Annotated in this window: 10 protein-coding genes and 1 pseudogene; 9 read left to right on the top strand and 2 right to left on the bottom strand. The window is 58.1% G+C overall.

Annotated features, from left to right (window positions below; translation table 11 throughout):
• The first annotated feature begins 55 nt into the window (after nucleotides 1–55).
• Entirely contained in the window at nucleotides 56–433 is a 378-nt protein-coding gene (locus FE784_RS08775; protein WP_139601769.1) for a sensory rhodopsin transducer, read from the top strand.
• A gap of 111 nt (nucleotides 434–544) precedes the next feature.
• On the opposite strand, the pseudogene FE784_RS42355 reads toward FE784_RS08775, so the two are convergent.
• Nucleotides 545–637, bottom strand: a pseudogene (locus FE784_RS42355) (AraC family transcriptional regulator); the annotation flags it as partial.
• 77 nt (nucleotides 638–714) lie between these two features.
• Complete coding sequence (locus FE784_RS08765; RefSeq protein ID WP_139601768.1) at nucleotides 715–1,779, bottom strand: Gfo/Idh/MocA family protein; 1,065 nt, start codon at nucleotides 1,777–1,779, stop codon at nucleotides 715–717.
• 179 nt (nucleotides 1,780–1,958) lie between these two features.
• Between FE784_RS08765 and FE784_RS08760 the strand changes: the two genes are divergently transcribed.
• The 8 genes from FE784_RS08760 (at nucleotide 1,959) to FE784_RS08730 (ending at nucleotide 11,929) form a co-directional block, all read left to right on the top strand.
• Complete coding sequence (locus FE784_RS08760) at nucleotides 1,959–2,819, top strand: AraC family transcriptional regulator (protein ID WP_176706061.1); 861 nt, start codon at nucleotides 1,959–1,961, stop codon at nucleotides 2,817–2,819.
• A gap of 229 nt (nucleotides 2,820–3,048) precedes the next feature.
• Nucleotides 3,049–3,177 (top strand): hypothetical protein, encoded by a 129-nt coding sequence (locus FE784_RS42350; protein WP_281287053.1) that lies wholly within the window; start codon nucleotides 3,049–3,051, stop codon nucleotides 3,175–3,177.
• 395 nt (nucleotides 3,178–3,572) lie between these two features.
• Nucleotides 3,573–4,499 carry a dihydrodipicolinate synthase family protein gene (locus FE784_RS08755; protein WP_139601766.1) on the top strand — a complete coding sequence of 309 codons (927 nt, stop codon included), beginning with the start codon at nucleotides 3,573–3,575 and terminating at the stop codon, nucleotides 4,497–4,499.
• Nucleotides 4,496–5,578 carry a sialidase family protein gene (locus FE784_RS08750; protein ID WP_139601765.1) on the top strand — a complete coding sequence of 361 codons (1,083 nt, stop codon included), beginning with the start codon at nucleotides 4,496–4,498 and terminating at the stop codon, nucleotides 5,576–5,578. The genes FE784_RS08755 and FE784_RS08750 overlap by 4 nt, the downstream gene beginning before the upstream one ends.
• 146 nt (nucleotides 5,579–5,724) lie before the next feature.
• The gene (locus FE784_RS08745; protein WP_176706060.1) at nucleotides 5,725–7,098 is read left to right on the top strand and encodes an FAD-dependent oxidoreductase; all 1,374 of its coding nucleotides are present in this window, start codon (nucleotides 5,725–5,727) and stop codon (nucleotides 7,096–7,098) included.
• 224 nt (nucleotides 7,099–7,322) lie between these two features.
• Nucleotides 7,323–8,621: an ABC transporter substrate-binding protein gene (locus tag FE784_RS08740; protein ID WP_176706059.1), complete on the top strand. Its 1,299-nt coding sequence runs from the start codon at nucleotides 7,323–7,325 to the stop codon at nucleotides 8,619–8,621.
• Nucleotides 8,622–8,786: 165 nt separating this feature from the next.
• Complete coding sequence (locus FE784_RS08735; protein ID WP_176706058.1) at nucleotides 8,787–9,869, top strand: GntR family transcriptional regulator; 1,083 nt, start codon at nucleotides 8,787–8,789, stop codon at nucleotides 9,867–9,869.
• A 731-nt stretch (nucleotides 9,870–10,600) separates the two neighbouring features.
• The gene (locus tag FE784_RS08730; RefSeq protein ID WP_139601761.1) at nucleotides 10,601–11,929 is read left to right on the top strand and encodes an ABC transporter substrate-binding protein; all 1,329 of its coding nucleotides are present in this window, start codon (nucleotides 10,601–10,603) and stop codon (nucleotides 11,927–11,929) included.
• The last annotated feature ends 12 nt before the right edge of the window (nucleotides 11,930–11,941 follow it).

Below are 11,941 nucleotides of genomic sequence, written 5' to 3'. Positions count from 1 at the left end.
GGAGTGTTCGCCGTCCTTCCCGTATGGGCCGATTTAACAGCAGCAGGAGGTTGCGATGGGCAAACAAGGAGCAAGAAACTGGTATATCGTCGACGGCTATATGCCCTACAAAGACAAAGTGGACGAGGCCGGCTTCGAGGGGCACGAAGCGGTGATGATTCTGAACTGTCACGATGCCGATGCGGAGATCGCGATGGACATTTACTACGAGGACAGAGAGCCGGACGAAAACATCCGGATTGTCGTTCCGGCGCGAAGAGTCAAATGCTTGCGCATGGATAATCCGAACGATATCGGGGGCGTCGCGCTGGATAGACAGATGCAGTATTCGTTGCGCTTCAGAAGCAGCGTGGAGGTCATTATCCAGTACGGGAGAATGGACATCGCCCAACCGAATCTGGCTTACATCGGCATGATGGGTTATTCGGAGTAACGGGACGATAAGGCAACAAACCGAAATCGGGAAGAAGTCAAGAAAAGCGCCTGCGGCGGTTGTTCGGCCGGCAGGCGCTTTTGGATATAGACGATGTGCTTTGCGATACTGGGAAGGGCTCATGCGCATCTTTTTGGAGAACACGCGGCTGAGGTATAATCCGCTTTCATAGCCGCATTGCGCGGCGATCTGTTCCAGTGTCATGGCCGTTTCAGGTGTTTCGCTGCATGACGGCGATCGGTCGACCGCATACCGCAATCCGATTCACGGGTTACCGAAGCTCAACGGGCGAAACGCGGGTTTTGACGATAACACTGTTCCATGACGGCGATTTGCCGCCGCACCTGCTGCGGCGTGACCTCCAGCGGCTTGCCGCGGACAAGGGCGTCGTACAGCATTTCGTAGAAAGCCGTTCCCATGGAATCGACTGTGTTTTTTTGTTCCCAGCTGTCTTCATGCCAGGTCAGTGTCTCGCTGCACGCGGCGGGAGTACCGTCGGGATTGAACATCGGCTCGACGATCAGCCGCTGCTCCGGCGCTTCCTCCGGTTTGAAATATTTCCAGTTCAGATGTCCGAACGTCCCTTTCAGCCCGCCGCGCGTCCCTTGGACCTCGTAATGATTGGACGGATAGGCATGGCATGAGGAAATTTCCACATCGACCGCGGGACTGCCGGGGCCGCGCAGCATGACGTGCACATAATCTTCCGCATCCCCGAAGCTGTTGGCCGAATCCATGAAACAGGCGACTTCCGGCATCCGCTCCGGATCGAACAGCTGCAGCGCCTGATCGAGCGGATGCGGGCCGATGTTCATGAGGCTGCCGCCGTTGAACCGCTTGAGCGTCTGCCAATCCCAGCGGCGGGCGAAGCTGTTGTTGGCAAAGCGGATTCGCACGATTCGCCCCAGTACGCCGGAATCGATTACTTGCTTCATCCGGACAAAAGCGGGCGAAAACCGGGACTGCTGAAACACGGCCAGCAATTTGCCGGCTTGCTCCGCCGTTTCGATCAACCCGTCCACGTCCGCGGCCGCGGGAGCCAGCGGTTTTTCGCACAGCACATGAAAGCCTCGCCGCAAAAACTCCGCCGTTACCGGCACATGCATATGGCTGGGCGTGGCGTTTACGATCAAATCGATATCGCTTCGGCCGTACAATTCCTCTTGATCGGCGTAGGCGTCGCAGCCAAACTCCCGTACAGCCTGCTCGCGTCGTTCCTCAATGCCGTCGACCACGGCCGCGATTCGATACCGGTCCTGCATGTTGGACAGCAGCTTGGCGTGAATGCCTTTGCCGCTGCGCCCTTGTCCGATGATCGCGACCCGAATGATGCGTGTTGTCTCCATCTCGTTCCCTCTCCTTGCGCGCTGTATTCAAATCGGTTCGTATGCGTCAAATCGATGCTAGTTTACCATGGAAAGGGACGGCAAGATTTCGTTTAAGTCCGCTAGTATATTGTTCTGTTACGATTTTGACTTCTGCTATAATGGTAATCGATGCAGCCGAGCGAAGGAGGCGAACCGCGATGCTGTTTGTCGATACGCTGCGGCGTCCGATCGAGCTTTTGTTTGTCGCGGACCGTGGCGCGCCCTATAAGGAAGTGTTTCATTTCCATCCGTTTGTCGAACTGTTTTATGTCCATGAGGGAAGCGGACAAGTGATCGTCGACCAGCGCGTCTACGAGGCCGGGCCGGGAACGCTGCTCTTTTTCCGGCCTTTTCAGCCGCACTACCAGCAAATGCAGATCAAGCCGGAACAGCCGTATATCCGATCTTTGTTCCGATACAATCCCGGTTATTTCGCCGAATATTTGAAACCGTTCCCTGCGCTGTACCGGTTCCATGACGAGCTGAGCCGTTCCGCGGAGGTGCTGCACGTGCAGCAGGGCCCTGTATTCGCGCAGCTGGACGGATTTATTCGCGACGCCCGACTGTGGTTTGGCGCCCATTACGCGAACGGCGATCTGGAGCAGAATGCGCTGTTTTTGCTTTCGCTTTTTCAACGGATTCAACCGCTGTGGCAATTCGGCGGCAGTACGGCCATGCGCCAGCCGACGTCGGACCCCTTCGTCGTACGCGTCCTGGAATGGATCGACGAGCACCATGGGGAGCCGTTTCAGCTGGAGACGCTTGCCAAGGCCGTTCATTTGTCGCCCAAATATTTGTCCAATTTGTTCCGGAAGACGACCGGGAAAACCATCACCGATTTTTTGACGATCCGCAGACTGAAGCATGCCTCGCAGCTGCTGCAGACGACGGCTTTATCCGTGCAGGAGGTGAGCGAGCGCTCGGGGTTTTCCAACTGCTCGTATTTTTGCCATACGTTCAGGAAGTATGCGGGGATGACTCCCGGCCAATTCCGTTCACAGCCGCTTGTGCCGGACTAAGGCGTGTTTGCAAACGGTCACGGGAGAGGGAACTGCAAGAAGACGCCGTCTGAAACGGCCGCATTGACGCGGTGGCCCGAGCAAGCGCATCCGGCGCAAGAGTCGAGATCGCCAGTTTGCAACAGGTGGGAACGTGCTGGGAGATGATTGGAAAACCGGTTGGCTTAAGGCCTCCGGTTTTTTTGTGTGGATGCCCGCCGGCAACCGCCAAATGGAGGATAACCGTCATATGAGGCTTTTCCGCGCACTGGGGGCAATCGGTGCGGCGATTACGGCCAAGTACGGCCAATGTACGACCGAGTTCATGGCAGGTGAGAGAGTGCGTGTTCGGCATATTCGCGATCATGCTTGCGAATAAGAGACGTTCTCGCCCCTCTTATTTGGCGTATGTGGAGCCCGTTCTCACAAATAAGTAACGTTCTCATCTCTTATTGGCGGGTACTCCGGTTTGGCCCAAACCGAAGGAATTAGCGAATGCAAACCGCTCTTGTTTTGCCAATCCTCCCTATTACGCCGCCGGTAGCAGCTGTAAATCACCCTTATTTCCCGTTCCCCGACCGTTGCAGGAGTGGAGAGGCGGATATGTCTTTAAATCAGTATGTATGATTTTGAAAATAATAATACAGATTTCGAAAATACTCATTGAAAAATGCGTTTTTGTTTGCTAATATTCAAAATATGTAGTACAGATTTTGCAATCATACGTACATCATCGCATGCAGGAGAGGGGAACAGAAGCCGGTGGCATCCACAATGAAAGGGATTTACACGGCACTATTGACACCGATGGACGAACGGGGTGAGATCGACTTCGAGTCGCTCGGGGCGTTGATCCGCCATCAGCTTGCCCACGGTGTGCAAGGGTTTTATGCGGGAGGCAGCACCGGAGAAGCGTTTCTGCTTACGGCGAAGGAACGGATGGAGCTGCTCGAGGCGGTGATCGGCTATACGGCGGGCAAGGCGAAAGTGATCGCCCACACGGGCGGCATTGGCACCCGGGAAAGCGTCGAGCTGGCCCGGCACGCGGAAAAGGCGGGAGCGGATGCGGTGTCGGCGGTCGTGCCGTTCTACTACAAACCAGGCATACAGGAAATACGCGACCATTACCGTTCGATCATGTCCGCCGTAAGCGTTCCCATGATCGTTTACCATTATCCGGGAGCGACGGGAGTCAGTTTGACGATGGATTTCTACGAGTCGATGGCCGCCGACCCGCAATGCATGGGAGTGAAGTTCACGTCCATGAACCTGTTCGAGATGCAGCAAATTCGCGCCCGCTGCGGACCCGGCTTCCTGATCATGAACGGCCACGACGAGGTGTACGCCGCCGGAGCGCTGATGGGCGCGGACGGTGCGATCGGCAGCACCTTCAACATGATGCCGTCGTTGTTCACGGACATGTTCGCCCGGGCGGAGTCGGGAAGGTGGGACGCGTTGCCCGAGCTGCAGACGCAGGCGAACGAAGTGATCGGACATATGCTTCAATTCGATGTGATCCCCTACGAGAAATATGTGCTTTATTTGCAAGGCGTACTGCGGACGCCAACCGTCCGTTCTCCGCTCAAGCGCTTTACCGGCGAGGAGGAGGCGCGTATCGAATCGTTTTACAGCGGCAATCCGCTGCTCGTGCGGCATGCGTCGCAGCCGGCCGCCGGACAGATCGGGGGAACCGGAGCATGAACGATGCGATCACGCGGGGAACAGCGGGTATGGCTGGAGATCGGGCGGGGCTTCGCCAGCTCGGAGAAGCGGAAAAGCTGTTCGTCGCCGGCGAGGGCGGCTACCACACGTACCGTATTCCGACGCTGCTCGTGACCCGGGAAGGAACGGTGCTCGCCTTTTGCGAAGGTCGGATGGACGGTCAGGGGGACGCGGGCAAAATCGACGTTTTGCTGCGCCGCAGCACGGACGGAGGACGTACGTGGGGAGCGGCGGTATGCATCGCGGAGGACGGAAGCAATACGATCGGCAATCCGTGTCCCGTCCAGGATCGCGATACGGGCGTGATCCGTTTGCTGTTATGCCGCAATACGGAGCATGGCGACGAGAAGGAAATTTTGGCGGGGCGGGCGCCTCGGGACGTATTGGCGATCCACAGCGGCGATGACGGATTGACGTGGTCGCCTTTAAGGGACATTTCGGAATCGGTCAAACGATCCGACTGGACCTGGTACGCGACAGGACCTTGCCACGGCATCCAACTGCAAAGCGGCAGACTGCTCATTCCTTGCAACCACGCGGTGCTGGATGAGGCGGCGGGCCGGTCGGGCCCGTATATATCCCATGCGATCTACAGCGACGATGGCGGCGTGACGTGGCAGCTCGGCAACGACGCGGGACCTCATACGAACGAATGCACGGTCGCCGAATTGGAGGACGGGTCGGTTTACCTGAACATGAGAAGCTATCACGGGCGCAATCGGAGAGCCGGGTCGTGGAGCCGCGACGGCGGGGAGACGTGGACGGCCCCGGAATTGGACGAAGCTCTGGTCGATCCGGTATGCCAAGGCAGCGTGCTGAGGCTGGCCGACGGCCCGATGCTGCTGTCCAACTTGGCCAGTACCAAGCGCAATAAGCTTACGGCGCGGTTGAGCGCCGACGGCGGCCGTACTTGGGACGAAGGGCTGCTGTTGCGTTCGGGCCCGGCCGCATATTCCGATTTGGCGCAAACGGAGGACGGGACGGTTTTGTGTTTGTACGAATGCGGCGACGAACGGCCGTACGAGCGGATCGTGCTGGCTCGGCTCGACCCGCGCTGATAAAGGCGGTATACGTCGGCGCCTGGAGGCGTCGGCGGACCGGGCCGCTCCCGCATCGGAAGGAAAACGCTTTACTTCATCAAAACCGGAGGGATCGTTGCGGTTTTGGTTTTGGCGCAGACGACAAAAATAGGGGCGTGAGTAACGTGGATTACAACCAGAAACTGGCGTTATGGGAGCCGTACGACGTGGTCGTATGCGGAGGCGGCCCGTCCGGCATTCCGGCGGCGCTGGCGGGGGCCAGGGCGGGACTTAAGACGCTGCTGATCGAATCGACCGGACAGTTGGGAGGTGTAGGCACCTCGGCCGGGGTGACGCATCTGCTCGGCGGCAGGACGTTGGACAACAAGCACGATTGCGTGGCCGGCATTTTCCGGGAAATAACCGAGGGGCTGTACGCCCGGGGCGAGGCGATCGATCCGCGCGCGATTCCGGACGAGAAATATTCGCCGTTCGGCTGGCTGAAAGGGCTTGTCAGCGGCGTTCCGTTCAATCCGATCGCCATGACCGCGCTGCTGGACGAGAAAATGCTGGAAGCCGGCGTCGACGTGCTTTATTTTACCGGATGTGTCGACGCCCTGACCGACGGCGATCGGATTACGCATATTGTCGCCTTCAACAAAAGCGGGCTGTTCGCCGTGCCGACCTCGGCGGTCGTCGATGCGACCGGGGATGCGGATATGGCGGCGCGTTGCGGCTGTCCGGTCGTCAAGGGGCGGGAGGAAGACGGGCTGATGACGCCGGCCACGTTGATTTTCCATGTCGAGGGCGTGGACCAGGAGCAGACCGCCGCGTATATTTACGAGCACGAGTCGCCGCGTTTCCGGGAAATGATCCGCTCGCTGCGCGAACGGGGGATCTGGGATTTTCCGTACGACATTTTCATCAGCGTGCAGGTACACGAGAAAGGCACGATGATGATCAACACGTCGCGCATTTGCGACGTGGACGGCACGGACGGGCGCTCGATCAGCCGGGGGATGATGCGGGGACGGAGCGAGACGCATCGGCTGATGGCGATTATGCGGGAGCATTTCCCGGGATTTGGCAATGCCCGGATCAAGCTGGTGGCCCCGGTGCTGGGCATCCGGGAAACGCGCCGGATCGTCGGGGATTACGTGTATACCGTGCAGGACGTGCTCGATCAGCGGGATTTTCCCGATACGATCGGCTTCAGCGGCTACGGCTGGGATTTGCCCGATCCAAAAAAGCCGAGCTACCAGCCGCTGGCGGAAAGCGGCAAAAAGCTGAAACGGCGGTATACGCCGATTCCGTACCGCTGCATGGTACCGCGTCGGGTGACGAATATCATTTGCCCGGGAAGGGCGATCAGCGTCGAGCGGGACGTGCTCGGCCCGCTGCGGGAGCAGGGACCGTGCTATGCGATGGGCCATGCGGCCGGACTGGCGGCGGTGCAGGCGGTGCGGGAAAACAAACCGTTCGCGGCGGTCGATACGGAGAGGCTCAGAGCGGATTTGCGGAAGCAGGGAGCGATAGTCGATTGGCATACGCAAGCGTGACGGTCATTGAGCGAGCCGTTACGGACGGCAAGGCCGCGGGCGAGGCGGAGTAATAGCCGGGTGGGGGGCAAGTATCCGGAAAATAGATGCATACGGCAGCCGTTCCCGGAATCGGGGACGGACGCCTGTGCCGCGGCGGGCGGGACGTGGAGGGACATACAGAGACGGACGGCCGGATCGCGCGACAGCAATCCGGGGAACCGTCCCATGGGGGAGGACGTATAATGGGGCAAAGCATAAAGTGGATGATTGGGCTGGGCGTAATGGCGACACTGTTGGGGGCGTGTGGGAAAGAGGAGAAGCAGCCGGCACCGGAAGCGACGGTCATGGATCGTGTGACAGCCGGCGAGCCGGTGACGTTGAAAGTATGGGGTGGCGACAACGAGCAGGTGTTCCAAGAACAGATGGTCGAGCCGATTCGCCGCAAATATCCGAACGTGACGCTGGAGCAAATCCCGCTCGGCGGCAACACGCTGGAAAAGCTGATCGCTTCGGGCAATACGCCGGATATTATGAAGGCGACCAAAAACTTCATGATCTTTCAAGTCATCCCGCAAAAAATGAATTACGATATGACGCCGCTGATCAAAAAGTACGGATATGATTTGGGACGGTACGACGCGGATATGATCAAAAGCATGCAGGGCTTTTCCGACAAAGGCGAAATGTATGCGCTGCCACATATCAAAGTGGTGCACTCGCTGCTGTACAACAAGCAGCTGTTCGACCGGTTCGGCGTAACGCCTCCGAAAGATAACATGACCTGGGATGAAGCGATCCAGCTTGCCGCAAGAATGACGCGCGTCGATGGTGGCGTGCAGTATCGCGGCATGGATATGCAATTCTACAATATGATCGCCTCTCAGCTCAATCTGGAGGTTATCGACCGCTCCGGCAAAGCGAACATGTCCGCCTGGACGCGTCCGGCCGAGCTGTTCAAGCGGCTGTACAGCATCCCCGGCAACAATGTGGCGATCCCGGGCACGATCGCAAGGGTGATGGATCCGTTCTACAAAGAAACGCTTGCGATGGTCGTGGTCAATCCCGGCCCCATGATCACCGCTTCCAAGGAGTACCCGCAGCTGTCGTGGGATTTGGCCACCGTACCGACGTACCAGGAGCTTCCGAATACCGATCCGTATATGAACTATACATTTTTGGGGATCGCCGCGACGAGCAAATTAAAAGACGAAGCGTTCCGCGTCATCGCCCACCTGAATTCCGACGAGGTGCAAATCGGGTTCAACCGGCTCGCCACCCCGACCGTACTGAGCGATCCCGCCATCCAGAAACAATTTGCCGCCGATATCCCGGAGCTGAAAGGGAAAAATGTCGAGGCGCTGTTCAAGCACAAGCAGTCCGATCCGTACGTCAGCGTCTATTTCGACAACACGGTCGATACGCTGGTACGGCAAAAGTTCAACGAGATCATTACCGGAGCGAAGGACAACAACACGATACTGCGCGAGCTGGACGAGGCGATCGAGAAAAACATTGCGGACAAAAAGCAGGCCGGCCAGTGAGCCGGGCCGAGCTGTCGCATAAGGCCCGGCCTGCGGGCGGCAATTTCATTAGGACGGTCGGGGCAATCGGCCCCGACCGTTCTGTTTGTCGATGACTTGATAACCGGTCTGCAATCTATTAAAATCAGTATGACAGATTTGCGATGCAGATTGGAGCGAGAACGATTGAAAGAGCATGCATTTCGCTATATCGAAGTGAAGGAAAAGCTGATCGGGGAAATCGATTCGCTGGCGGCGCATACACGGCTTCCGTCGAGAACGGCGCTGGCGGACAAATACGCTGCCGCCCGCACGACGATCGAGCGGGCCATTTCCGAATTGATCGGGGAAGGGTATTTGTATGCCAAAGACGGCAGCGGAACCTACGTGGCGGAACGGGCATCGGCGGAGCCACGCGCCCGCAGCGCCAATTTATCCGTCGGACTGATCATCCCGGATATCCGTCACGACACCTACCCCGGAACGCTGAGAGGGGTCGAAGACCAGACTAGCCGGCACGACATCAGTCTTGTCGTCTGCAATACGGACAACCAGGCCGAGAAGCAGAATAGCTATGTTCACAAGCTGATCGAATCGGGCATCGACGGGGTCATTATCGTCCCGGCCATTATCGGACCCGCCGATCTGGGTTTGTTCGGGCAATTGCGGGAGGCGCGCATTCCCGTCGTGCTTTGCAATCGGGGCATCGAAGGCGTGGAGGCGCCGAAGGTCGTCTCGAACAATTTCTACGGCGCTTATACCGCGGTGAAGCATCTGATCGGGAGAGGACGCCGCCGCATCGCCTACATATCGCGGCCGATGTATTCCACCTCCTATGAGCGCTATCAAGGCTATGCGAGCGCTTTGGCGGAGGCGGGGATGGCGCTCGACGACGATTTGGTCGTCTTCGAGCCGACATTCGGGACCGAGCGCCAAGGCTACGACAGCGTCATGGAGCTGATGCAAAGCGAGCCGCGGCCGGACGCCATTTTTTGCTTCAACGACGGCATCGCAAGCGGGGCCTATCGGGCATTGAGCGAGCGGGGGCTCGTCGTCGGGGAGGACGTGCTGCTGATCGGCTACGACAACACGAGTATTTGCGAAAGCTTGCCGGTCAAGCTGACGTCGGTGAAATTCCAGACATACGATATCGGCGCGAACGCGGCCCGTTTGTTGATCGGGATGATGAACGGGGAACCGATTCGCAAGGATAAAATTATCGTGCTGCAGCCCGAGCTGGTCATACGTCAAAGCTCGGGAGAGGTCTAGGCGAAAGCGCGGCGGCAAGCCCGGAGGCAGGCAAGGAGGCAGCAAGGAGGCAGCAAGGGCGGGGTGGAAGCACCGCGTTCGATGCGCAGGGTCGCGTCGGCGGAAGGCGAAGCCAAGTCGGAAGGGGGACTGCTGACTCGCCCACCCTCATGCAGAGCGCTTAGCGAAAAATGCAAAAACGATGGCGGCCTCGAGCCAAGGTTCGCCAGGCACCCAAACAAACTAGGGGCCCAAGACGCTAGGCGCAGCTTTAGTCTATGACCATCGAAGTAACCGGAGAACCGATCAGAGAGCCGATGTACGACGGCTCTTTTTGTCGTTGTGCCCGAATCGCGAATTACGCCTCCACCCTTACCGTCCGAAGCCTCAAAAAAGGTTGGAATCCGCCCTATCCGCACCCTTATTCTATATCGAGCCGACAATAGTGCCGGTATCAGCGTTATCTCCGTATGCGAGCCGGATTTCGCCCATTTTTCACCGTCCGAAGCCTCAAATAAGGTTGGAATCAGCCCTATCCGCACCCTTATTCTATATCGAGCCGACAATAGTGCCGGTATCAGCGTTATCTCCGTCTTCCAACTTCATTCGGCGCGGCGGATATCGAACATTAACCGGCTTTTTGCGCAAAGACGAAATAAACCGCTTTCATTTATGATGAATCAAGAGTTGCGCAACTCGTCGCAATACCATTCGGCTTGACCGATTTCAAGGATGAATCGAGGTGGGTTGGCATGAATCGGAACGGACGCTTTGCCTGGCAGATCGGAACGCTGGCCGCAACGTTCGCCGTCGCGACCGCTTGCGGCGGCTCCCCGTCGGCAAAGACTCCCGGCACGGAACAAGAAAGCGCCGCAGAAGGCAAAAGCGTGGAGCCGGTGGAGCTGGTGTTTCATTCGAACAACGGGGATTCCCCCGAAGCGTTCGACAGCCTGTTCGGCGATGCGCTGCGGAGCAAATTTCCGAACTATACGATCAAATATTTTCAATCGAAGAAAGGGCAAACATTGCCGGAATTGTTGGCCGAGAAGCAGCGCATCGATATTTTGTTCGCTTCCACGCCGTACATTTTCGGACTGGCGATGGACGCCGATCTGCAATACGACATGAGCGAGCTGATCCGGACGAGCAAGCTGAACCTGAACCAATTCGAGCCGACGCTGATCGACGGCATCAAGCTGGCGGGCGACGGCAAGCTCTATGCCCTTCCGGTCACGAACATGGTGCAGGTGGTGTTTTACAACAAACGGATTTTCGACCAGTTCGGCGTTTCGTATCCGAAGGACGGGATGACCTGGGACGAAACGGCGGAAATCGCCCGCAGGCTGAACCGTAAGGAGGGCGAGAAGCAATATTTGGGCTTCGCCGCCTCGCCGGCGCACATTTTGCGCGGCAACCAGTTGTCCGAGCCGTATTTGGACCCGGCGACGGAAAAGCCGACCTTCCGCAATGACGTCTGGGGCCGGTTGATCGACACTTACTTTGTCCAGCCCGTCGACGAGGGCTACCGGGCGCGAGTCGGGGAGTGGAAACGGCTCCCGAATCGGAAAGACTTTACCGACACCCAGGAGCTGGCCATGTTCGCCTTTAATTCGCAGTTTCCGTTTACCGTTCCCCAGGAAGTCGAGAAGGTCGACTGGGACCTCGTCGCCTTGCCGACGTTCAAGGAAAAGCCCCGGGTAGGCTCCGCCGCCACTCCGTTCGCGATGGCGATCACGTCCATGGCGAAAGACAAAGAGGCGGCGATGAAGGCGATCGACTTTTTGACGTCCAAGGAGGTGCAGGAACAGTACTCGGGCAGGGGCATTATGCCGGTCATTCGCGATGCGGCGATCAAGCAAGCTTACGGAACGAAGTCGGAGTTCGCGCAAAAAAACTGGCCGGCGGTGTTTTATAACGAATACGCGCCGATGGCGAAGCTGTCCCGCTACCATCTGCGCATTGAAACGATCTTGAATGGCGTGCCGACGGAAGCGGTCCGCGGAACGAGAGATTTGAATACGGCGCTGCGGGAAGCGGCGGAACGGGCGGAGGCGGCCATTGCCGAGGAGAAGCGAAGGTGACCGTGACCGGAC

The organism is Paenibacillus hemerocallicola (assembly GCF_006265175.1).
Classification (GTDB): domain Bacteria; phylum Bacillota; class Bacilli; order Paenibacillales; family NBRC-103111; genus Paenibacillus_AB; species Paenibacillus_AB hemerocallicola.
Note: the sequence above shows the minus strand (reverse complement) of the source record. Positions and strands in the feature narration are given on the sequence as shown.